Annotated in this window: 18 protein-coding genes; 6 read left to right on the top strand and 12 right to left on the bottom strand. The window is 70.8% G+C overall.

Annotated features, from left to right (window positions below; genetic code table 11):
- Complete coding sequence (locus OHO27_RS28175) at positions 1-435, bottom strand: VOC family protein (RefSeq protein ID WP_328427754.1); 435 nt, start codon at positions 433-435, stop codon at positions 1-3.
- 14 nt (positions 436-449) lie between these two features.
- On the bottom strand, positions 450-1,610 hold the full coding sequence (locus tag OHO27_RS28170) for an abortive phage infection protein (protein WP_328427753.1): 1,161 nt from the start codon (positions 1,608-1,610) through the stop codon (positions 450-452).
- Between the two features lie 153 nt (positions 1,611-1,763).
- Here OHO27_RS28170 and bla point away from each other — a divergent pair, with 153 nt between their 5' ends.
- Positions 1,764-2,645: a class A beta-lactamase gene (gene bla / locus OHO27_RS28165; RefSeq protein WP_328427752.1), complete on the top strand. Its 882-nt coding sequence runs from the start codon at positions 1,764-1,766 to the stop codon at positions 2,643-2,645.
- A 63-nt stretch (positions 2,646-2,708) separates the two neighbouring features.
- Here the strand turns inward: bla and OHO27_RS28160 are convergent, their stop codons facing one another.
- The 4 genes from OHO27_RS28160 to OHO27_RS28145 all read right to left on the bottom strand — a co-directional run bounded on the left by OHO27_RS28160 (position 2,709) and on the right by OHO27_RS28145 (position 6,924).
- On the bottom strand, positions 2,709-3,203 hold the full coding sequence (locus OHO27_RS28160) for a helix-turn-helix transcriptional regulator (protein WP_443059619.1): 495 nt from the start codon (positions 3,201-3,203) through the stop codon (positions 2,709-2,711).
- Between the two features lie 51 nt (positions 3,204-3,254).
- The gene (locus OHO27_RS28155) at positions 3,255-5,618 is read right to left on the bottom strand and encodes an excinuclease ABC subunit UvrA (RefSeq protein WP_328427751.1); all 2,364 of its coding nucleotides are present in this window, start codon (positions 5,616-5,618) and stop codon (positions 3,255-3,257) included.
- Positions 5,619-5,702: 84 nt separating this feature from the next.
- Positions 5,703-6,113, bottom strand: coding sequence for a VOC family protein (locus tag OHO27_RS28150; RefSeq protein WP_328427750.1), 411 nt, complete (start codon positions 6,111-6,113; stop codon positions 5,703-5,705).
- 64 nt (positions 6,114-6,177) lie between these two features.
- A complete protein-coding gene (locus OHO27_RS28145; protein ID WP_328427749.1) occupies positions 6,178-6,924 on the bottom strand; it encodes a FadR/GntR family transcriptional regulator in 747 nt (248 codons plus the stop codon).
- A gap of 248 nt (positions 6,925-7,172) precedes the next feature.
- Between OHO27_RS28145 and OHO27_RS28140 the strand changes: the two genes are divergently transcribed.
- Genes OHO27_RS28140 through OHO27_RS28120 form a run of 5 tightly spaced genes read left to right on the top strand, consistent with a single transcriptional unit; the run spans position 7,173 to position 13,707 of the window.
- Positions 7,173-8,801 carry an ABC transporter substrate-binding protein gene (locus tag OHO27_RS28140; RefSeq protein ID WP_328427748.1) on the top strand — a complete coding sequence of 543 codons (1,629 nt, stop codon included), beginning with the start codon at positions 7,173-7,175 and terminating at the stop codon, positions 8,799-8,801.
- Positions 8,802-8,811: 10 nt separating this feature from the next.
- On the top strand, positions 8,812-9,771 hold the full coding sequence (locus OHO27_RS28135) for an ABC transporter permease (RefSeq protein WP_328427747.1): 960 nt from the start codon (positions 8,812-8,814) through the stop codon (positions 9,769-9,771).
- Positions 9,768-11,756 carry a dipeptide/oligopeptide/nickel ABC transporter permease/ATP-binding protein gene (locus OHO27_RS28130; RefSeq protein WP_328427746.1) on the top strand — a complete coding sequence of 663 codons (1,989 nt, stop codon included), beginning with the start codon at positions 9,768-9,770 and terminating at the stop codon, positions 11,754-11,756. The genes OHO27_RS28135 and OHO27_RS28130 overlap by 4 nt, the downstream gene beginning before the upstream one ends.
- Positions 11,753-12,772 carry an ABC transporter ATP-binding protein gene (locus tag OHO27_RS28125; RefSeq protein WP_328427745.1) on the top strand — a complete coding sequence of 340 codons (1,020 nt, stop codon included), beginning with the start codon at positions 11,753-11,755 and terminating at the stop codon, positions 12,770-12,772. Before OHO27_RS28130 ends, OHO27_RS28125 begins: the two co-directional genes overlap by 4 nt.
- Positions 12,772-13,707 carry a dihydrodipicolinate synthase family protein gene (locus OHO27_RS28120; protein ID WP_328430581.1) on the top strand — a complete coding sequence of 312 codons (936 nt, stop codon included), beginning with the start codon at positions 12,772-12,774 and terminating at the stop codon, positions 13,705-13,707. Before OHO27_RS28125 ends, OHO27_RS28120 begins: the two co-directional genes overlap by 1 nt.
- Positions 13,708-13,749: 42 nt before the next feature.
- Here the strand turns inward: OHO27_RS28120 and OHO27_RS28115 are convergent, their stop codons facing one another.
- The 6 genes from OHO27_RS28115 to leuA form a co-directional block, all read right to left on the bottom strand.
- Complete coding sequence (locus OHO27_RS28115; RefSeq protein WP_328427744.1) at positions 13,750-14,955, bottom strand: sialidase family protein; 1,206 nt, start codon at positions 14,953-14,955, stop codon at positions 13,750-13,752.
- Positions 14,956-14,994: 39 nt separating this feature from the next.
- Positions 14,995-15,654: a response regulator transcription factor gene (locus tag OHO27_RS28110; RefSeq protein ID WP_328427743.1), complete on the bottom strand. Its 660-nt coding sequence runs from the start codon at positions 15,652-15,654 to the stop codon at positions 14,995-14,997.
- The gene (locus OHO27_RS28105; RefSeq protein ID WP_328427742.1) at positions 15,651-16,898 is read right to left on the bottom strand and encodes a sensor histidine kinase; all 1,248 of its coding nucleotides are present in this window, start codon (positions 16,896-16,898) and stop codon (positions 15,651-15,653) included. Before OHO27_RS28105 ends, OHO27_RS28110 begins: the two co-directional genes overlap by 4 nt.
- A 46-nt stretch (positions 16,899-16,944) precedes the next feature.
- A complete protein-coding gene (locus OHO27_RS28100) occupies positions 16,945-19,041 on the bottom strand; it encodes an MMPL family transporter (RefSeq protein ID WP_328427741.1) in 2,097 nt (698 codons plus the stop codon).
- A 153-nt stretch (positions 19,042-19,194) separates the two neighbouring features.
- Positions 19,195-19,893 (bottom strand): TerB family tellurite resistance protein, encoded by a 699-nt coding sequence (locus OHO27_RS28095; protein ID WP_328427740.1) that lies wholly within the window; start codon positions 19,891-19,893, stop codon positions 19,195-19,197.
- A gap of 262 nt (positions 19,894-20,155) precedes the next feature.
- Positions 20,156-21,895 (bottom strand): 2-isopropylmalate synthase, encoded by a 1,740-nt coding sequence (gene leuA / locus OHO27_RS28090; protein ID WP_328427739.1) that lies wholly within the window; start codon positions 21,893-21,895, stop codon positions 20,156-20,158.
- Positions 21,896-22,062: the final 167 nt, after the last annotated feature.

The raw sequence follows: 22,062 nt of genomic DNA, 5'->3' as shown, positions 1-22,062 counted from the left end.
TCAGCGTTCAGTCAAGGGGGCCGGGGACTCCTGGACCGCCCAGCCGTTGCCGTCGGGGTCCTGGAAGAAGAGGAAGGAGGTCCAGCTCTCCTCGCCCCGGCCCTCCGACCAGCCGGACGCGCCCACATGCAGCACCGGGCTCACATCGATCCCACGCTCCACCAGCTCGGCCCTTGCCGCCTCGATGTCCGTGACGCAGAGCTGAAGGCCCCGGAGCGAGCCGGGCGCCATCCGGGACTGGCCCGGGGCGTCCGGCATTCCGGCCTCCAGCACGATGGAGCAGCGGGAACCGGGCGGGGTGAGCTGGATGAAGCGTGCCCCGTCGAAGAACGGCGCGTCGATGTCGACGTTGAAACCGCACTGGTCCTTGTAGAAACTCTTGGCCCGGTCCAGGTCCGTGACCGGCACACCGATCAGCTCAAGGGTCCAATCCATACACGCGCACCTCCTCAGCCATGGTCACCCCGGCGGCCGGTCCCCGCCCGTCGGCCGTACTGCCGGGCCACCGCGTGGAAAGCCTCCTTCGGTTCCCAGTGCCAGTTGGAGGACGGGTCGTCGGGGCGGTCCTTGATGGCCTTGGTGATGCCGTAGCTCGCCAGGTCGAGGTCGTAGCGCGGGTTGTCGGCGCGGTGCGGGGCGTCAGCGGTGACGAACTCGAAGGCCATCGCCGCGTACAGGCCCATCGACTCGAAGACCTCCAGCAGGTCGACCAGGTAGGCGGCCTGCGTGCGCTCGCTGCGCACCGGGTCGCCCTTGATCTCGTTGGGCTCCTTCGTGTAGTCGACGATGTCCCAGCCCATGCCGCCCGCCTCGGGCGCCCCTACGTACGCGCACGTGCCGAACTCGGTGATGGCCAGGGGCTTGCCCCAGCGCAGATGGCGGCGCAACTCTCGGACGTAGTCGGCCGGTTCGTGGAAGTACGAGTAGTAGTCGATGCCGACGACGTCGAAGAGGTTCCAGTCGACCGGTTCGAACTCCTCGTCCTGGGCCGCGGCGTAGCTGAGGCGGCCGTGGAAGACGGAGCGGCCGACGGTGGCGGCCTTCGCGGTGAAGCGGGCCAGGCGGCGCTGCATCTTCGCCATGTCGACATTGCCCTTCTGGAGGTTGTCGACGCGCTCCAGGACCGTCGCGCCGGGGATGATCCCCGGCACGAACAGCCAGAACTCGCAGCCCACGCTGAAGTCGACGCTCGCGCCCTGCCGGCGCAGCCGCTCCGCGAACCGGCCGCACTCCGCGATGCTGTCGAGGATCTCCCGCTCCGGCACATCGCCGAGGGTCGGCTGGAGCCAGACGTGCAGGCCGCGTTCGGCGGCCTCGGCGGCCGTGGCGGTGAGGCGCTCGACGCCGTCGCCGGTGACGTCGATGGTGTCGGCGTGCAGGTCGTCGCGGATCACCCGGACGTCCCTGCGCATCCGGGCGGCGCTCCACGCGGTGCCGGAGGTCTCGCCGGCGCCGACGGTGTAGACGACGCCCCGGTGCTTCAGTCCGCGGTGCTCGTGCCCTCGCCCGGTCGCCGCTGCCCGCCCGGCGGGCAGTACCGCCCCCGCCAGCCCGACGGCCGCCGCCCCGGCCAGAAACCGTGCCCTGCTGATCCCCTCGGTGTTCTCCATACGGCCACTGTGGCGAGCGCGGGCCGGGAGCGCCGTCGGCCGATGGTCTACGGCGTCGCAACCAAGGGATGACGGGCGGCGTCGATCAATGAAGAGATCGTCGACGACCCACGAGCGAAGGAGAGCAAGATCCGAGTCTCCGCCAAGTCCCCGATGACCCGACGCACCCTCCTCACGGCCGGCACCGCCGCCACCGCGGCCGCCCTGCTCGCGAGCACCCCCGCCCACGCCACGGACGGCACCGATGTCACCGCCGGCCTCCGCGCGCTGGAGCGCCGGCACGGCGCCCGCCTGGGCGTGTTCGCGCACAACCTCGACACCGGGCGGACCGTCCGGCACCGCGCCGACGAGCTCTTCCCGATGTGCTCGGTGTTCAAGACCTTGTCGTCCGCGGCCGTCGTGCGCGACCTCGACCGCGACGGCGAGTTCCTGCGCCACCGCATCCACTACACGGAGGCCGACCTGCCGAAGGAGGGCTCCGACAAGACCAGGGAGAACCTCGCCACGGGGATGACGGTCGCCGAACTGTGCGAGGTCGCCATCACCTACAGCGACAACGGCGCCGCCAACCTCCTCCTGCGCGAACTCGGCGGCCCCACCGCCGTCACCCGCTTCGCCCGCTCCCTCGGCGACCGGGTGACGCGCCTCGACCGCTGGGAGCCGGAGCTGAACTCGGCCGAGCCGTGGCGGGTCACGGACACCACGAGCCCCCGCGCGATCGGCCGGACCTACGCCCGCCTGGTCCTCGGCGACGACGCCCTGAACCGCGCCGACCGCGAGCTCCTCACGCACTGGCTGCTGAGCAACACGACCAGCGGCAAACGCTTCCGCGCGGGTCTGCCCCCGACCTGGACGATCGCGGACAAGACGGGTTCGGGTTCCTACGGCACCACCAACAACGTCGGCCTGGCCTGGACCCCCGAGGGCACCCCCCTCGTCCTGGCCGTCCTGTCCACGAAGCCCGCCCAGGACGCGGAGTGGGACGACGCCCTGGTGGCGGAGGCGGCCAGGCTGCTGGCCCAGGCACTCACCTGAGGCGCCGCGTTTGTTCGGCTGACGGGCCGGGGGCGCCGCACCAGGCGCGGCGCCCCCGGCCCGTCACGATGCCTGCGGCTGCGCCGAGCTGACCGGCGCCTTACCGGCGACCGCCGCCGCCCGGCTGAACGGCACTTCCCTGTTCCGCAGCGGCCTGGTCACCTGTTTCGCCACGCACGACGGAATCCCCGCCGTCTCGTCCGCCGCCTGCCGCCGGTAGGCGCTGGGCGTCATGCCGACCAGCTCCGTGAAGCGCGTGCTGAAGGTGCCCAGCGACGAGCAGCCGACCGCGAAGCACACCTCGGTGACGCTGAGGTCGCCCCGGCGCAGCAGCGCCATCGCGCGCTCGATCCGCCGTGTCATCAGGTAGCCGTACGGCGACTCGCCATAGGCGAGCTTGAACTCGCGGCTGAGGTGCCCGGCCGACATGTGCGCGCCGCGCGCGAGCGCCTCGACGTCCAGCGGCTGGGCGTACTCCCGGTCCATCCGGTCACGGACGCGGCGCAGCAGCGCGAGGTTGCGCAGCCGCTGGTCCTCGGACGTCGAGTTTGATCGCACACCCACATTCTCGCGGGCCAGGTCCCGGCCCGTCCAGAAGCACATCGCGGGTCAGCCGCCGACGTAGGCCGCGAGGTGCTCGCCCGTGAGGGTCGAGCCGTCGGCGACGAGGTCGGCGGGGGTGCCCTCGAAGACGATCCGGCCACCGTCGTGACCGGCGCCGGGGCCGAGGTCGATGATCCAGTCGGCGTGGGCCATGACGGCCTGGTGGTGCTCGATGACGATGACCGACTTGCCGGAGTCGACGAGCCGGTCGAGCAGGCCGAGCAGTTGCTGGACGTCGGCGAGGTGGAGGCCGGTGGTCGGTTCGTCCAGGACGTAGACGCCGCCCTTGTCCCCCATGTGCGTGGCCAGTTTCAGCCGCTGCCGCTCGCCGCCGGACAGCGTGGTCAGCGGCTGGCCGAGGGTGAGGTAGCCGAGGCCGACGTCCGCCATCCGCTCGACGATCTTGTGCGCGGCGGGGATCCGCGCCTCGCCCGCGCGGAAGAACTCCTCGGCCTCGGTCACCGACATCGCGAGCACCTCGCTGATGTCCCGGCCGCCGAGGTGGTACTCCAGCACCGAGGCGTCGAACCGCTTGCCCTCGCAGTCCTCGCAGGTGGTGGCGACGCTCTGCATGATCGCCAGGTCGGTGTAGATGACGCCGGCGCCGTTGCAGGTGGGGCAGGCGCCCTCGGAGTTGGCGCTGAACAGGGCCGGCTTCACACCGTTGGCCTTGGCGAAGGCCTTGCGGATCGGGTCGGCCAGTCCGGTGTACGTCGCCGGGTTACTGCGCCTGGAGCCGCGGATCGGGGTCTGGTCGACCGACACCACGCCCTCGTCGGAGGGGATCGAGCCGTGCACGAGCGAGCTCTTGCCGGAGCCGGCGACGCCGGTGACGACCGTCAGCACGCCGAGCGGGATGTCGACATCGACGTCCTGCAGGTTGTTCGCGCCGGCGCCGCGGATCGGCAGCGTGCCGGTGGCCTTGCGGACCGTGTCCTTCAGGGTCGCCCGGTCGTCGAGATGCCGCCCGGTGACCGTGTCACTCTTGCGCAGCCCCGCCAGCGTGCCCTCGAAGCACACGGTGCCGCCCGCCGTGCCGGCGCCGGGGCCGAGGTCGACGACGTGGTCGGCGATGGCGATGGTCTCCGGCTTGTGCTCGACGACGAGCACGGTGTTGCCCTTGTCCCGCAGGCGCAGGAGCAGGTTGTTCATGCGCTGGATGTCGTGTGGGTGCAGGCCGATGGTCGGCTCGTCGAAGACGTACGTGACGTCGGTGAGCGAGGAGCCGAGGTGGCGGATCATCTTGGTGCGCTGCGCCTCGCCGCCGGAGAGGGTGCCCGAGGCGCGGTCGAGCGAGAGGTAGCCGAGGCCGATCTCCACGAAGGAGTCCAGGGTGTGCCGGAGCTTGGCGAGCAGCGGCGCCACCGACGGCTCCTTGAGCCCGCGGGCCCATTCGGCCAGGTCACGGATCTCCATGGTGCAGGCATCAGCGATGTTGATCTTGTCGATCTTCGAGGAGCGGGCCAGCTCGCTGAGGCGGGTGCCGTCGCAGTCGGGGCAGCGGGCGAAGGTGACCGCCCGGTCCACGAAGGCCCGGATGTGCGGCTGCATCGACTCGCGGTCCTTGGACAGGAAGGTCTTCTGGAGCTTCGGGATCAGCCCTTCATAGGTGAGGTTGACCCCGTTGATCTTGACCTTGGTCGGCTCGCGGTAGAGGAAGTCGTGCCGCTCCTTCTTGGTGTACTTCCGGATCGGCTTCTCCTTGTCGAAGAACCCCGACTCGGCGATGACCCGGACCACCCAGCCGTCCCCGGTGTAGGTGGGGATGGTGAACGGGTCCTCGGCGAGCGACTTCGAGTCATCGAACAGCTGCGTGAGGTCGATGTCGGAGACCGTGCCCCGGCCCTCGCAGTGCGTGCACATGCCGCCGGTGCGGCTGAAGCTGACCTTCTCGGTCTTCGTCTTGTCGGCACCGCGGTCGATCGTGAACCCGCCGCTCGCGGAGACCGAGGCGACGTTGAAGGAGTACGCGGCGGGCGGGCCGATGTGCGGCTTGCCGAGCCGGCTGAAGAGGATGCGCAGCATCGCGTTGGCGTCGGTGGCGGTGCCGACGGTGGAGCGGGGGTCGGAGCCCATGCGCTGCTGGTCGACGGTTATCGCGGTGGTCAGCCCGTCGAGGACGTCGACCTCGGGCCTCGCGTTGTTGGGCATGAAGCCCTGCAGGAACGCGCTGTAGGTCTCGTTGATCAGCCGCTGCGACTCGGCGGCGATCGTGTCGAACACCAGCGAGCTCTTGCCCGAGCCGGAGACGCCGGTGAACACCGTCAGGCGGCGCTTCGGGATCTCGATGCTGACGTCCTTGAGGTTGTTCTCACGCGCTCCGTGCACGCGGATCAGATCGTGGCTGTCGGCAACGTGCGGCTCGGTCATCGTGAAATCTCCATCTGCAACTCGGTCGGGAACGCTGCCGGCGAGGGCGAGGGCGGGGGTGGGGGCAGGCTGGGTGGGCTGGCCTCAGCCCCGCTCCTGGATACGGATCAGGTTGCCCGCCGGGTCGCGGAACGCGCAGTCGCGGATGCCGTACGGCTGGTCGGTCGGCTCCTGGACGACCTCGGCGCCGCTCGCCTGCACCTTCTCGAAGGTGTCGTCGACGTTCGAGGTGGCGAGCAGGATCCAGCCGTAGGTGCCCTTGGCCATCATCTCGGCGATGACGCGGCGCTCGTCCTCGGTGATGCCGGGGTCGGCGGTCGGGGGTGCGAGGAGGATGGACGTGCCGGGCTGACCGGCCGGGCCGACCGTGATCCAGCGCATCTTGTCCTGCCCGACATCGGTACGGACCTCGAAACCGAGCGCGTCGCGGTAGAAGGCGAGGGAGGCCTCGGGGTCGTCGTGCGGGAGAAAGCTGGCGTGAATGCTGATGTCCATGGCGGTCACGCTAGCGGCGCGCAGGTGCGGGCGCTTCTCGATTCCTGACCGGTCAGGATGATTTTCAGGGTAGGGGCGGCGGGGGCGAAAAACGCTCCTGCCCCGCCCTCGCCGCGATCCCCCGGAAATGCACCGCCATCGCCCGCTGCGCCCCCTCGACATCGCGCGAGCGCAACGCTGTCACGATGTCCCGGTGCCGGCCCGCCGTGAGGTCGGGCGAGGGGTCGTCGGGGCGGCCGCGGGCGCCGGACACCCGCCGGAAGACCGTCCAGAACGCGGCAAGCAGCTGCGGCACGAGGTCGTTGCCGAGAGACGCGTACAGCAGCTCATGGAATTCGCGGTCGAGGTCGGGAAAGGCCCGCCCCGCCCGCCCGGCCACCTCCATCCGCGCAACGACCGCCTCCAGCCGGTCCAGCTCGGCGTCCGTCACCATCGCCGCCACCCGCCGGATCAGCCCCTCCTCCAGCACCTCCCGCACCTGAAGGATCTCCGCCAGCGCCCCCGAGTCGTCATGGTCGTGCCGGGCGAGCGTGCGAAACGTCAGACCGTCGATCAGCGGCGTGAGCGAGGCCTGGCCGACATACGTCCCGTAGCCGTGCCGGATCTCCACGATGTCGAGGGCTTGGAGCGCCTTGAGGGCCTCACGGACGGAGTTGCGGCTGACGCCGAGGTCCTCCATCAGCTCCGCCTCCGTGGGCAGCAGCGCGCCCGCCTGGAGCCTGCGGTCGATGATCAGCTGCATGACCTGCCGCTGGATCCGGCTGTTCCTGGACTCCTCGGACGTACGGCTGTTCCTGGGCTGCCCGGGCATGCGGCGCATCGTACGCGCACCCGGACGTCCCACGTCCCATGTCTGCCCGAACGGCACCTGACGGGGGGTCAACTCGCGCCATTTCACAGCGCCATTGGTCCGACCTGTGGCAGATGCGCCATTCGTGTGAGATCCCTTGACCGCCCCCACCACCCCACCTATGGTCGCGCTGACCGTCAGGACGTAGGACGTCGTATCTCCTCACACCATCCATCGCCGGAGCACACCACCCCACCGCTGGAGGACCCGTGCGCGACGTGACCCACGACGTGCCGGCGCTGCACCGCCGGTCGTTCCTGAAGTACACCGGCGCGCTGAGCGCGGCCGCCGCCGTCTCCGCGTCGCTGTCGGCCTGTTCGTCGGGGCCCCAGTCCACGAACGAGACCGGCGGGGGCGGAGGCCAGAACCGGACGCTGACGGCGGTCATCGGCTACGGCAACGACGGCAGCTGGGACCCGACCCAGACCGCGTCAGCCTTCTGCATGGCCGCCAACAACCACATCTACGAGGGGCTGCTGGACACCGACCCGATCTCGCGGGAGCCGTACGCCGCGCTCGCGACGCAGGTGCCGGCCGACCCGAACGCCACGTCCTGGAAGTTCACCCTGCGCGCGGGCGCGAAGTTCCACGACGGCAAGCCGGTCACGGCCGACGACGTGGTCTTCGTCTTCGACCGGATCCTCGACCCGAAGACCCAGACCCTCGCCAAGGGCTTCTTCGCGAGCTGGCTGAAGGAAGTCCGCAAGATCGACGCGCAGAACGTCGAGCTGGTCCTCAAGTTCCCCTTCCCGGACGGGATCTCGCGGCTCACCCTGGCCAAGATCATGCCGAAGCACGTCTTCTCCCAGCCGGGCGGCTGGGAGGACGCCATCGCAGGCAAGGCGATCGGCTCGGGGCCGTACCGGCAGACCGCGCACCACCCGAAGTCCAACACCACCTTCGAGGCGTATCCCGGCTACAACGGCCCGCGCAGGGCCACCTTCAAGAAGATGAACTGGCTGACGATCGTGGACGCGGCGCCGCGCGTGGCCAGGATCTCGGGCGCGAGTGCCGGTGCGCAGATCGCCGACAACATCCCGTACGCCAACATCGGCCAGCTGGAGGGCGGCGGGCTGACGGTGGCGGGCGGCGCCGGGATGAACAACCTCTTCCTGATGTTCAACACCAAGCACAAGCCCTTCGACGACGTACGCGTCCGCCAGGCGCTGCACTACGCCATCGACACCGGGAAGATGATCGAGGTCGCCCTCAAGGGGCACGGGAAGCCGGCGTCGTCCTTCCTCAACGAGGCCAACCCCAGCTACCGGCGCGCGAAGGCCGTCTACGACTACGACCCCGACAAGGCGAAGGCGCTGCTGAAGGAGGCCGGGGTCAGCGGGCTGAAGATCGAGATCCTGGCCGTCAACGTGAGCTGGATCGTCGACTGTCTGCCGACCATCAAGGCGTCCTGGGACGCGATCGGCGTCAAGACCACCCTCTCCCCGCAGGAGACGACGGCCGTCTTCACCAAGATGGACCAGAAGCAGGACTACCAGGTGGTCGCCGCCGCCTCGAACCCCAACCAGTTCGGCCTCGACGCCGACCTGATCATGCACTACAACTACGGCCCCGAGAACTTGTGGATGCAGTACACGCGGTGGGCCGACAACTCGATCGCCAAGGCGCTCTTCAAGGACATGGACCGGGCGACCCGGGAGCCGGACGCCGAGAAGAAGAAGACGATCGTGCAGGACTACATCGACGTCGTCGCCGAGCAGGCCGTGCTCTACCCGGTCGTCCACAACGAGCTGATGACGGCCTGGAACCCCAAGCAGCTCACCGGGATAAGGGCACAGCCGTACCCCGGCATCAACCTCCTCCAGGCCAAGTGGGCCTAGGAGCCCTTCTGTGATCACCGTCGTAAGGATCCTGGCCCGCCGCGTCGTGCTGCTCGTGCCGCTGATGCTGGGCATCGTGCTGTTCGTGTTCCTGGTCATGCGGTTCTCGGACGTCGACCCGGCGTCCGCGTTCTTCCAGGGCGCGAACCCCACCGCGCAGCAACTGCATGACTTCCGCGAGGAGAACGGCCTGCTGGACCCCCTCCCCGTCCGCTACGTCGCCTTCATCGGCGACCTGCTCCACGGCGACATGGGCATCAGCGCCCTGACCCGGGCGCCGGTCGTCGACCAGGTCATGACCGCGCTGCCGCTGACCCTCCAGCTCACCTTCCTGGGCCTCGGCATCGCGGTCGTCCTGTCCCTGGTCGGCGGCGTGACGGCCGCCATCTACCGCGACCGTCTCCCCGACCAGATCATCCGGGTCGTCTCCCTCACCGGTGTCGCCGCCCCCGGCTTCTGGCTGGCGCTGCTGATGATCCAGTACCTGGCCGTCGACCTCGGCTGGTTCCCGACCGGCGGCTACATCAACCCGGCGGACTCCTTCACGGGCTGGCTCAAGACCATGACCCTCCCGGCCCTCGCCCTCTCGCTGCCGGTGGCGGCGCAGCTGACGCGGATCGTGCGGACGTCGGTGGTGGAGGAGCTGGACAAGGACTACGTCCGCACGGCGATCGGCAGCGGGCTGCCGCCGCGGGTGGTCGTCGGGCGCAACGTCCTGCGCAACGCGCTCATCAACCCGCTGACGGTCCTCGGTCTGCGCGTCGGCTACCTGCTGGGCGGCGCGGTCGTCATCGAGACGATCTTCTCCCTGCCCGGGATGGGGAAGCTGATGATCGACGCGGTGAAGAACGGTGACCCGGCGGTCGTCCAGGGCGTCGTCCTGACCACGGCGACCGGCTTCGTGGTCGTCAACCTCGTCATCGACATCCTGTACCTGCTGGTCAACCCGCGCCTGCGGGAGGCGACATGACGTTCAATCGCAAGCGTCTCGCCGAGGCGCTGTCCCGGCCCGGCATCCGGCTGCGCGGCTGGCGCCGGCTGCCGCTGCTGTCGAAGGTCGCCGTCTGCTTCCTGGCGGTGGTGGTCCTGACGGCCCTGCTCGCCCCGGTCCTCGCCCCGCACGACCCGCTCGACCAGCAGCCGCCGATCGACGGCACCGGTCATCCGTCCGCCGAGCACTGGATGGGCCAGGACAGCCTCGGCCGGGACATCCTCAGCCGGCTGATGTACGGCGCCCGCTGGTCGCTGGCGATCGGGCTCGGCGCGACCGGACTCGCGCTCGTCGTGGGTGCCCTGATCGGCGCGATCGCGGCGACCTCACGCAAGGCGGTCGACGAGACGCTGATGCGCTGCCTGGACGTGGTGATGGCGTTCCCGGGCATCGCGCTGGCCGCCGTGCTCGTCGCCGTCTTCGGCGGCGGGATCACCGTCCTGATCTGCGCGATCGCGTTCCTGTTCACGCCGCCGGTGGCCCGAGTCGTCCGGGCGAACGTCCTCGACCAGTACGGCGAGGACTATGTGACGGCGGAACGGGTGATCGGCGCCCGCACCCCGCACATCGTCATCAAGCATGTGGCGATCAACTGTGCCGCCCCGGTGCTGGTGTTCTGCACGGTCCAGGTGGCGGAGGCGATCGTCTTCGAGGCGTCGCTGTCCTTCATCGGCGCCGGCGTCCGTCCCCCCGACCCCTCCTGGGGCAGCGTCATCGCGGACGGCAAGAACATGGTGCTCACCGGCGGCTGGTGGGCGACCGTCTTCCCCGGCCTGCTGATGCTGGTGACGGTGCTGTCGCTGAACATCCTCTCCGAGGGCGTGTCGGACGCATGGGCGGCACCCTCGGCCCGCGAGGTCGACGTACGGAAGCACGACGACCGCCTCGAGGCGCCGGAGCCGGGCAGCGGTGAGGTGCTGCAGCTGCCGGGGCTGACGGAGGCGGCGGCGCGGCTGCGGGCACGGGCGCGGCCGTTGCCCCAGGGGCAGCTGCCGGTGCTCGCGGTGGAGCACCTGGCGATCGGGTTCGAGGGCCGGCACGGCGGCGTGGACATCGTCGACGGCATCAGCTTCGAGGTGCAGCCGGGTGAGGTGCTGGGGCTGGTCGGCGAGTCGGGCTGCGGCAAGTCGCTCACGGCCCTCGCGGTGATGGGCCTGGAGCCGAAGGGCGCCCGGGTGCGCGGCCATGTCCGGTTCAACCAGCGGCAGTTGGTGGGCGAGCCGATGCGGGTGCGCCGCAAGCTGCTGGGTCACGAGATGGCGATGATCTACCAGGACGCCCTGTCCTCCCTGAACCCGGCGATGACGATCCGCTCCCAGCTCAAGCAGGTCGTACGGCGCGGAGGCCACCGCAGCCCCCACGAACTCCTGGGGCTGGTCGGCCTCGACCCCGACCGCACCCTGCGCAGCTACCCGCACGAGCTCTCCGGCGGCCAGCGCCAGCGCGTCCTGATCGCCATGGCCCTGTCCCGCGACCCCAAGCTGATCGTCGCCGACGAGCCGACGACCGCGCTGGACGTCACCGTGCAGGCGCAGATCATAGAGCTGCTGCTGAGGCTGCGGGAGGAACTGGGCTTCGCCCTGATCCTCGTCTCGCACGACCTCGCGCTGATCGCGGACGTCACCGACCGGGTGGTCGTGATGTACGGCGGCCAGATCGTGGAGACCGGCGTGACCGCCGACCTGGTGGAGGCGCCGGCGCACCACTACACACGGGGCCTGCTCGGCAGCGTGCTGTCGCTGGAGTCGGCACAGGAGCGGATGACGCAGATCAAGGGCGTCGTCCCCTCCCCCGCCGACTTCCCGGCCGGCTGCCGTTTCGCGGACCGCTGTCCGCTGGCGAGCGAGGTGTGCCGGACGACACCGCCCGACCTGGTGGGAACACCGACGCACACGGCGGCCTGCCATCACCCGGCGATCGTGCTGGCCCCGACAGACCGCTCCGAAAGCGGGGTCGTCCAGTGAACGCGCTGGTGGAGCTCTCGGACGCGCACGTCGTGCACAGGGCGCGCAGCGGCGGTCTGTTCAGCCGGGACAAGGTGTACGCCCTGACCGGCGCCGATCTCGTCATCGCGCCCGGCGAGACGCTGGGCGTGGTCGGCGAGTCGGGGTGCGGCAAGTCGACGCTGGCGAAGGTGCTGGTGGGCGTGCAGCGCCCGACCACGGGGACGGTGGCCCTGCGGGGCCGTGACCTGTGGACGATGTCACCGGCCGAACGCAGGACCGCGGTGGGCGCCGGCATCGGGATGATCTTCCAGGACCCGTCGACGGCACTGAACAGGCGTCTGACGGTCCGGCAGATACTGCGGGACCCGCTGGACGTGCACGACCGGGGCACGAGGAGCGAACGCGAGGACCGGGTACGGGAGCTGATGTCCTTGGTCGGCCTCCCGCGCGCCCTCACGGACGCCCTTCCCGGCCAGCTCTCCGGCGGCCAGCGCCAACGCGTGGCCATCGCCCGCGCGCTGGCTCTGGACCCCGACCTGGTGGTGGCGGACGAGCCGACGAGCGCGCTGGACGTGTCGGTGCGGGCGCAGATCCTGAACCTCCTCCTCGACCTGAAGGAACGGCTGGGCCTCGCCCTGGTCTTCGTCTCGCACGACATCCAGACGGTACGCCGGATGAGCGACCGCGTGATCACGATGTACCTGGGCCGGATCGTCGAGGAGGCCCCGGCGACCGGGGTCACCGACGGCTCCCGGCACCCGTACACCCGTGCCCTCTTCTCCGCGACCCCCGGCCTGCTCGACCCCATCGACCCGATCCCGCTGGTCGGTCCGGTCCCCTCCGCGACACGGCCGCCGAGCGGGTGCCCCTTCCGTACGCGATGCTGGAAGGCGGACGAGGTGTGCGCCGAGGCGATGCCGGACTTCTCGGCCGCGTCGACGCCCGAGCACCGTTACAGGTGCCACCATCCAGTGGAGGAGGGCGAGGCCACGCGCGACCTCGTACGACAGAGCCACAGTTCCAGGGAGCCTTGATCATGATCCCCACCCCGCTCACCGGTGTCATCCCGCCCGTCTGCACGCCCCTGACACCGGACCGCGAGGTGGACGTCCCGTCCCTGCTCAGGCTGGTCGACCACTTGATGGAGGCCGGGGTGCACGGCCTGTTCGTGCTCGGCTCGACGTCGGAGGCGGCGTATCTGACGGACGGGCAGCGGCGGGTGGTGGTGGAGGCGGTGGCCGGGCACGTCGGGGGCCGGCTCCCGGTGCTGGCCGGCGTGATCGACATGACCACGCCGAGGGTGCTGGACCACGTACGCGAGGTCACACGGGCGGGTGCGGACGCGGTGGTCGCCACAGCGCCCTTCTACGCCCGGACCCACCCCGCCGAGATCGCCCGCCACTACCGCCTGATCGCGGCCGCGTGCCCCGTCCCGGTGGTGGCGTACGACCTCCCGGCCGCCGTCCACGTGAAACTCCCCGGCGACGTCATCCTGGACCTGGCCGCCGAGGGCGTCCTGGCCGGCCTGAAGGACTCCAGCGGCGACCTCGCCGCCTTCCGCGAGGTCGTCATCGGCGCCCGCACCCGGTCCGACATCACCGGCTTCAGCGTCCTGACCGGCTCCGAACTCATCGCCGACGCCGCGCTCGCGGTGGGGGCGGACGGGGCGGTGCCGGGGCTCGCGAACGTCGACCCGCGGGGGTACGTGCGGCTCTTCGAGCTGTGCCGGTCCGGGGACTGGGAGTTGGCCCGGGCCGAGCAGGAGCGGCTGTGCGGCCTGTTCGGGATGGTGACCGTCGGGGATTCCGGGCGGATGGGGGGTAGCTCGTCGGCGTTGGGAGCCTTCAAGGCGGCGCTGCATCTGCGGGGGGTCATCGACTGCGCGGCTACGGCGGAGCCGCAGGTGGCGCTGTCGACGGAGGAGGTTGAGCGGGTGGGGAAGTTCTTGGCGGGGGCGGGGTTGTTGTAGGGCCTTCGGGCCAGGGGCGGAGCCCCTGGACCGGGCGACAAACTACCCCAGCTCCGCCGTCGGCAGCCTGCGGAACTCGATCGTCTCGTACGTCCCCTCCGCACCCGTCTCGTACAGAATCCCGACCACCCGCCGCCCCAACGGCACCAGATCCGAGTACCCCGCCCGCTGCTGAGACAGCGTCAGCGCCTTCGTGAAGGTCGCCCCACCATCCGCACTCCGCCACACAGCCATCGATTGGCGCACAGTGGGCACGGAGGGACCGGAGAACAGCAACGCACCCCGAGAACCCGCGAGTTGGAGGACGCTGCCCTCCACCACCGGCACCTCGTTCAGCGCCGGCTGAACCGTGTACGGCCGGTCCAACGTCTCCCCGCCGTCACTGGAGTGACTGTCGAGCCGGTTCCCGGCACTCGTGCCGTGCTGATCCCGGGAGTTGAAGTACAGCCTGCCGTCGGGAAGTTCGGCCGCGGTGGACTCGTTCGCGTTGCTGAAACCGTCGTACGAGTCGTCGACGAAGCCCATGCGCCAGGTACGCCCGCCGTCGTCGCTGTAGATGGCATGGGCGCCGTAGTACCTGGGCTCCTGCCCGGTGTCCCCGGACCCCGGCGCCGGCGCGGCCGAGTGGTTCGACGGGACGACCAGCCGCCCCGCATGCGGACCGCGCCGCAGCGCGATCGCGTGACCGGGCCCGGTGGCGTACCAGCGCCAGTTCGACGGCTTCACCTGGCCCGTGATGTCCCGCGGGGACGAGAAGTGGCGGCCGTCGTCCGCGCTGCGCTGGACGAACACCCGCCGGCTCTGCTCCGGCGTCGCCTCGCCCCGCATGATCTGCGCCTCCGTCACGTCCCCGCTGTTGTAGGAGGTGACCAGCACGACCGCGCCGGTGCGCGGATCGACCACGGGGGCGGGGTTACCCCGCGTGTCCCCGTCCCCCGAGGCGACCACGGCCTGCGGGCCCCAGGTGCAGCCGCCGTCGAGGGAGCGTCTGAGGACGACATCGATGTCGCCGGTGTCGCCCGCCCCGTCGTGCCGGCCCTCGGCGAAGGCCAGGACCGTGCCGCGCGGGGTCGTGATCGTCGCCGGGATGCGGTAGGTGTCGTAGCCGCCCTCGCCCGAGACGTACGGCACGGAGGACGTGCAGCCGGCTTCCCCCGCCGAGGCGTTGCCGGTCGCGACCAGTGGGGTGGTCAGGAGTACTGCGGTGACTAGGTACGTACGACTGAGTGAGCGCCTCAGGATGGCCATCGAGCTCCTTTGACGGAGGGTCAGACATTGCCCTGTCCGTCACAGGATCCCCGGTGTCACCATCCCTGACTCATAGGCGACGATGACCAACTGCGCCCGGTCGCGGGCCCCCAGCTTCCCCATGATGCGGCTGACGTGTGTCTTCGCCGTCAGCGGGCTGAGCCCCAATGCTTCCGCGATTTCCGTGTTGTTGAGCCCGCGGGCGACCAGCGTCAGCACTTCGCGTTCACGTTCGGACAGACATTCGGGCCCGCCTGTCGTGGGGGCGGAGGGGCTGCGCAGGAACCGCTCGATCAGCCGTGCGGTCGGCCCCGGCGACAGGAGCGCCTCGCCCGCGGCCACCGTGCGGATGGCGTCGAGGAGTTCGGCCGGGCGGGTGTCCTTGACGAGGAATCCGGAGGCGCCGGCGCGCAGCGCGTCCACGATGTTCTCGTCGGTGTCGTACGTGGTGAGGACCAGCACCCGCACCCCGGCCAGGTCCTCGTCGGCCGCGATCAGGCGGGTCGCCTCGATGCCGTCGAGGTCGGGCATGCGGATGTCCATCACTACGAGGTCGGCGCGGGTGCCGCGGGCCAGTTCCGCGGCCTCCCGGCCGGTCGCCGCCTGGCCGACGACCTCCATGTCGGGGGCCGACTCGACGAGCATGGCGAACGCCTCCCGCACGAGCGTCTGGTCGTCCGCGAGCAGGACGCGGATCATCTCTGTCCTCCCCCGTCGCTCCCGACAGGCAGTACGGCGCTCACCCGGAAACCCCCCTTGTCGCCCGGCCCGGCGTCGAGTGTGCCACCCACACTGCGGGCCCGCTCCCGCATGCCGACGAGGCCGTAGCCGGGGACGGATGTGGTGGAGCCGGGGGCGGGGCGGCTGCCGTCGTCGGTGACGGACACGTGCAGGGCGCCCTGCTCCTCGTACAGCTCGACGCGTACGGCGGGTTCGGGCCCCGCGTGCCGGACGACGTTCGTCAGCGCCTCCTGCACGATCCGGTACACGGCCGCCCCGACGGCGGGCGGCGCCTCCCGCACCCGCACCTCCGACGCCACCCGCGCGCCGGCCAGCCGCGCCGCCTCCACCAGGTCCGGCACCCCGTCCAGCCCGGGCAGCGGGCCGCGCGCCTCGCCCACCGCGCCCTGCTCGCGCAGGAGTTCCAGTGTCGTACGGAGCTCGCCGCGGGCCGTGCGGCAGGTCCCGGCGATGTCGTCGAGCGACTTGGCGATCGCCTCGCGGTTCAGCCGCCCGGGGTCGGCGGCCAGGACGTGCGCGGCCACCGATGTCTGCACGCCGATGAGCGTGATGCTGTGGGCGAGCAGGTCGTGCAGGTCGCGGGCGATGCGCAGGCGCTCCTCGGCGACCCGGCGGCGGGCCTCCTCCTCGCGGGTGCGTTCGGCGCGCTCGGCTCGTTCGACGATGGCGGCGACGTACTGACGGTAGTAGCGCACGTCGATGCCGCAGAAGAGGAACGCGAAGACCCAGCCGGAGATCCGCAGGATCTCCACCGTCCCGTCGGGGTTGGTGAGGGCGTTGAGGACCAGTGTCACGCCGAGGACGGCGGCGCCGGTGAGCAGCGTGCGGCGCACCGTGCCGGTCGCCGCGACCGTGTACAGCACCACCATGGTCGCGAAGATGGGCGCGGCGTGGTTGTTCTCCAGGGCGTGGTACGGGGCGATGCAGACCATCACCGCGAGCAGCACCAGCAACGGCCGGTGGCGCCGCCACACCAGGGGCACGTGGGCGGCGAGCAGCAGGGTCCAGCCGAGCGCGTCGGGGCGCCGTTCGGGGTCGCCGAGCAGGGCCATGACCGTGGCGAGAGCGGCCCATGCCAGGGCCAGCAGTGCGTCGTTGCGGGTGCGGTGCGGGGCGGTCAGGGGATTGCGGTTGATCGCTGCCATGGCCCGCTCGCCGATGCGGGACCGATGGGCCGTCGTGGTTGCCTGCACGGAGTTCATCTTCCGGGACGGGGGCGCCCCTCCGGGAAGGAGGGGCGCCGGTCGGTCAGGACACGGAGACGGCCACGGGCTCCGGTTCCTTCGGCGGGACCGGCGGCCGGGGTCCCCCGGGAGCGCGGGAGAGCCGGCCCGGCCACCACATGCTGCGCCCCAGTGCCACGCTCGCGCTGGTGACCAGGTAGGTGCGGACCAGGAAGGTGTCCAGCAGCACGCCGACGGCGATGACGAAGCCCAGCTCGACGAGTGGGACGAGCGGCATGCTGGTGAGCACCGCGAAGGTGGCGGCGAGGACGAGCCCGGCCGAGGCGATGACGCCGCCCGTGGTGCGCAGCGCGGTGAGCGCGGCCGACGCCGGTTCGGCGCCGTTCAGGCACTCCTCGCGCATCCGGTGCATCAGGAAGATGCCGTAGTCGACGCCGAGAGCCACCAGGAACACGAAGGAAAGCAGTCCCAGCCCCGGGTCCGTGCCCTCGAAGCCGAAGAGCGGCCCGAAGGCGAGCCCGCCGATGCCGAGCGCAGCGCCCCACACGGCGACCACGGCGGCCACCAGGATCAGCGGCGCGACGAGCGAGCGCAGCAGGGCGATGAGGATCAGCAGCACGGACAGCAGCACGAGCGGTACGACGACCAGGCGGTCGCGGGCATTGGTGTCCTTCAGGTCGAGCTGCTCGGCACTCGGCCCGCCGACGTAGGAGCCGTCGAGCTTGTCGCGCAGGACCTCGATGGTGGCGGTCTCCCCGGCGGACTGGGGCGGTGCGGTGGCGAGGACGGAGATCTCCGTCCAGCCGTTTCCGGTACGGCCTTCCTGCGCGCTGTCGACGCCGTCGGTGCCGCGGATCGATGCGAGCGCCTCGGCGGCGCGGCCCTCCCGCGTGATGACGGTGATGGGCTGGGTGCCGCGCTCGGGGTAGGCCTTGCCGAGCGTCTCCATGGCGGCGACCGCGTCGGGCTTGCTGGTGAAGGAGTCCTCCTGCTTGAGGTTGCCGGGCAGGTTCAGGGCGCCGAGCGCGAGCGCGCCGAGCAGGACCGCGCCGCCCGCGAGGACGGTCAGGGGCCGGCGTCCGGCGGAGCTGCCCATCGCCGTGAACAGGGACCGGCGGGCCTTGGGCGTGCTGCCGTACCGGGGCACCAGCGGCCAGAACACGCGCCGGCCGAGCAGCACGAGGATCGCGGGCAGCAGCGTCAGCATGGCGGCCAACGCGCACAGCACGCCGACGGTGCCGAGGGGGCCCATGCCCCGGCTGGAGTTGAGGTCGGCGGCGAGCAGGCACAGCAGTCCGGCGGCGACGGTGCCGGAGGAGGCGAGCACGGCGGGCCCGCAGCCCTTGAGCGCGGCGGCCATGGCGTCGTAGGGCCGCTCGATCCGCCGTAGTTCTTCCCGGTACCGGGAGACGAGCAGCAGCGCGTAGTCGGTCCCCGCCCCGAACACGAGGATCGTCATGATCCCGGAGCTCTGGCCGGAAACGGACGTTCCGAACCCCTGGTTGAGGCCGTAGGCGACGCCCATCGACAGGTAGTCGGCCATGCCCGCGACGGCGAGCGGGACGAGCCACAGGAACGGGCTGCGGTAGATGAGGATCAGCAGCAGCGCGACCACGGCGGCCGTGGTGTACAGCAGCGGTCCGTCGAGCGAGTTGTAGACCTCGCTCGCGTCCGTGGCGAGCGCGCCCGCCCCTCCCACGTCGACGCTCAGTCCGTCACTGTCCTGGGCGATGTCCCGCACGGAGTTGACCAGCTCGTCCCGGGCCTTCTCGTCCTGGCCCGGTTCGGTGCTGGCGACCGGGTACATCAGGGTGGTGCCGTCCTGGGACGGAATGCCCTGCGGTTCGCCGGTGAGCCTGTGCGCGCCCGCGATCCGCTCGATCTGGTCGGCGGCGGTCGCCCTGTCACCCGCGCTCAGCCCGCCGTCCCGGTGATAGACGACGACCATCTCGGTGGCCTCGCCACCCGGCAGCCGGTCCTCGATCTTCGCCACCTGCGTGGAGTCGGCGCTCGCCGGCAGATAGTCGACGGCACGGTCCCGCTGCACGTCCGCCAGCTTCGACGCGAACGGCGAGGCGAGCGCCAGTACGGCGATCCACAGCCCCAGCACGAGCCAGGGCACGGCCCTCCGTCGTCGTGTGCTTGTCCTTGCGGCCCCCATCTGACGGGCCTCCCTCCGCGTCGGGTGTCCGGGTCGCTTCCAGACTTCCGGCGCGAGAGGGCTGATTCGTCGGGCGGGAGGGCGAGTTGGGCGGTACTGCCCGGGGTGACACACGGGCGGGGCTACTCCCTGGGGAGTAACGACCGCCGGGGCCTACGACGGCGTCCGTGCCGCCGCGGCCAGCAGCCTCGTCACGTCCTCCGCGCAGATGGTGAGCGCGGAGCCGACCGTCGCGAGGACGTCTCGCTCGGCCGGGGTGTAGGGGCCGTCGGCCAGGGCGATGCGCGCCCCCTGGAGCAGGATCGACTCCCGGCCGGGCGGCGCGAGGTGCGGGGCGAGGGGGTCCAGGGCCTCGTGGAGCTCTATGGCCAGTCCGGCACCGCAGGGCTCGGAGAACACGCGCCCGGTGTCCGCCGCCAGGGCCTCGACCAGGGCGTTGAGCTGCTCCTCCGTGCAGTCGTCGAAGCCGGCGGCCCGCACCGTGGCCGCGGCGGCCTCCAGGGACGGACGGGCACAGGTGCCGCCTGCGGCCAGCACCGCGAGGGCGACGGTGTGGACGGCGTCACGGAGCATCGCGGAGAAGCGGGTGGTGGTGGGGTGGTCGAGGACGTCGGTGCCGAAGTGACGCCGGCAGGCCGCACACTCCACGACCGGGGCGGTCTCGCCGCGCGGCAGGACCGGCACACCGAGCAGGGTGAAGCGGCGGTGCCCGGTCAGCCGCTGGAAGTTGCGGTCACCCCCGCAGCCCGGGCAGAAGAACTCGCCGTCACCGACGGCCGACCATGCGGTGCGGGTGCCCAGAATGCGCGCAAGCCTGGCGGCACGGCCGTCTTGTCCCCGTCCTGGCAGCACGTCGCACCTCCGTAACCCCGCGGCAACATCGCCGCGCTTGCGTGATGTTAGCCACATCATGGAGGCGGAGTCAGCACCCTGGACGAGACCTTTCCGTGACCTGCACAGGTCAATGGCCGAAAACGGACGGGCCCCGCCCACCGAGAATCGGCGAGCGGGGCCCTCTGAACCAGGGTTGGGCAGCGCCCCGTAAGGGGCGCGGGGAACTGCGCGACCAGCCCCCACGGCGCCGCGGCAATCCCACGGCCTACCGCGGCACGACCTACCGGTGTCCCCCAGCGGAGCGCCCCGCCCGGTTGACCGCAGACACGACCGCCTTCAGCGACGCACGCGTGGTGTTCGCGTCGATCCCGATCCCCCACAGGACCGTGCCGTCGATCGCGCACTCGATGTACGAGGCGGCCTGCGCCGACGCACCCTCGCTCATCGTGTGCTCCTGGTAGTCCAGCAGCCGTACGTCGATGCCGATGGACTGCAGGGCGTCGAAGAAGGCCGAGATCGGACCGTTGCCGGTACCGGACAGGACGGTGTCGACGCCGTCGACCGTCGCCTCCACCTTCAGCGTGTCCACGCCGTCCGTGTCCGTCGTCGACTGACCGTTCTTGACCTGGATCCGACCCCACGGGTTCTGCGGGTTCGGCAGGTACTCGTCCTGGAAGACCGCCCAGATGTCACCACCGGTGACCTCGCCGCCCTCGGCGTCCGTCTTCGCCTGGATGAGCTTGGAGAACTCGATCTGCATCCGGCGCGGCAGGTCCAGCTTGTGGTCGTTCTTCAGGACGTACGCGATACCGCCCTTGCCGGACTGCGAGTTGACGCGGATGACGGCCTCGTAGGAGCGGCCGACGTCCTTCGGGTCGATCGGCAGGTAGGGCACGGCCCACTCGACGTCGTCGACGGTGACGCCCTTCGCGGCCGCGTCGGCCTCCATGGCGTCGAAGCCCTTCTTGATGGCGTCCTGGTGGGAGCCGGAGAAGGACGTGTAGACCAGGTCGCCCACGTACGGGTGGCGCGGGTGGACCTCCATCTGGTTGCAGTACTCCCACGTACGACGGATCTCGTCGATGTCGGAGAAGTCGATCTGCGGGTCGACGCCCTGCGAGAACAGGTTCATGCCCAGGGTGACCAGGTCGACGTTGCCGGTGCGCTCGCCCTGCCCGAACAGGCAGCCCTCGATGCGGTCGGCGCCGGCCATCAGCGCCAGCTCGGCGGCGGCGACGGCCGTACCGCGGTCGTTGTGCGGGTGGACCGACAGGACGACATGCTCGCGGCGGGACAGGTTGCGGTGCATCCACTCGAAGCGGTCCGCGTGCGTGGACGGCGTCGAACGCTCCACCGTGGCGGGCAGGTTGAGGATGATCTCGCGGCCGGGACCGGGCTGGTAGACGTCCATCACCGCCTCGCAGACCTCCAGCGCGAAGTCCAGCTCGGTGTCGGTGAAGATCTCGGGGCTGTACTGGTAGCCGAACTCCGTCTCCGGACCCAGCAGCTTCTCCGCGTACTCGACGACCAGCCGCGTGCCGTCGACGGCGATCTGCTTGATGTCGTCCTTGGAGCCGCGGAACACCACCCGGCGGAAGACGGGGGCGGTGGCGTTGTACAGGTGGACGGTGGCCCGCTTGGCGCCCTTCAGCGACTCCACGGTCCGCTCGATCAGGTCCTCGCGGGCCTGGGTCAGTACGGAGATGGTGACGTCGTCGGGGATGGCCCCGGGTTCCTCGATGATCGACCGCACGAAGTCGAAGTCCGTCTGGCCCGACGCCGGGAAGCCGACCTCGATCTCCTTGTAGCCCATCTTGACCAGCTGGTCGAACATCCGGCGCTTGCGCTCGGGCGACATCGGGTCGATCAGGGCCTGGTTGCCGTCACGCAGATCGGTGGAGAGCCAGCGGGGGGCGGTGGTGACACGCTGCTGGGGCCAGGTGCGGTCCGGGATGTCGACCTGATCGTAGCGGCCGTACTTGTGGATCGGCATGGAACTGGGCTGCTGGCGGTTCGCCATGATGCTTCGGGCTCCTCAGGATGTCCGGAAGGACGGCCGACGACGCAACGCCAAGCTCCGCGGGGAGGGAGTCGACCTGGACTACAGGCCCTCGCCGCGGCAGCTAAGAAGAAGCAGCCCGAAACGCATGATGCGAAGCATGCTAGCCGAGCCGCTCCCCGTGCGGG

The organism is Streptomyces sp. NBC_00443 (assembly GCF_036014175.1).
In the GTDB taxonomy this organism is placed as follows: domain Bacteria; phylum Actinomycetota; class Actinomycetes; order Streptomycetales; family Streptomycetaceae; genus Streptomyces.
Note: the sequence above shows the minus strand (reverse complement) of the source record. Positions and strands in the feature narration are given on the sequence as shown.

Excerpts from the sequence above, each read along its gene's own strand:
- leuA (WP_328427739.1), bottom strand. The coding sequence starts at position 21,895 with ATGGCGAACCGCCAGCAGCCCAGTTCCATGCCGATCCACAAGTACGGC.
- OHO27_RS28115 (WP_328427744.1), bottom strand. The coding sequence starts at position 14,955 with ATGGCCATCCTGAGGCGCTCACTCAGTCGTACGTACCTAGTCACCGCA.
- OHO27_RS28100 (WP_328427741.1), bottom strand. The coding sequence starts at position 19,041 with ATGGGGGCCGCAAGGACAAGCACACGACGACGGAGGGCCGTGCCCTGG.
- OHO27_RS28150 (WP_328427750.1), bottom strand. The coding sequence starts at position 6,113 with ATGGACATCAGCATTCACGCCAGCTTTCTCCCGCACGACGACCCCGAG.
- OHO27_RS28110 (WP_328427743.1), bottom strand. The coding sequence starts at position 15,654 with ATGATCCGCGTCCTGCTCGCGGACGACCAGACGCTCGTGCGGGAGGCG.
- OHO27_RS28145 (WP_328427749.1), bottom strand. The coding sequence starts at position 6,924 with ATGCCCGGGCAGCCCAGGAACAGCCGTACGTCCGAGGAGTCCAGGAAC.
- bla (WP_328427752.1), top strand. The coding sequence starts at position 1,764 with ATGACCCGACGCACCCTCCTCACGGCCGGCACCGCCGCCACCGCGGCC.
- OHO27_RS28170 (WP_328427753.1), bottom strand. The coding sequence starts at position 1,610 with ATGGAGAACACCGAGGGGATCAGCAGGGCACGGTTTCTGGCCGGGGCG.
- OHO27_RS28175 (WP_328427754.1), bottom strand. The coding sequence starts at position 435 with ATGGATTGGACCCTTGAGCTGATCGGTGTGCCGGTCACGGACCTGGAC.
- OHO27_RS28155 (WP_328427751.1), bottom strand. The coding sequence starts at position 5,618 with ATGACCGAGCCGCACGTTGCCGACAGCCACGATCTGATCCGCGTGCAC.
- OHO27_RS28105 (WP_328427742.1), bottom strand. The coding sequence starts at position 16,898 with ATGAACTCCGTGCAGGCAACCACGACGGCCCATCGGTCCCGCATCGGC.
- OHO27_RS28130 (WP_328427746.1), top strand. The coding sequence starts at position 9,768 with ATGACGTTCAATCGCAAGCGTCTCGCCGAGGCGCTGTCCCGGCCCGGC.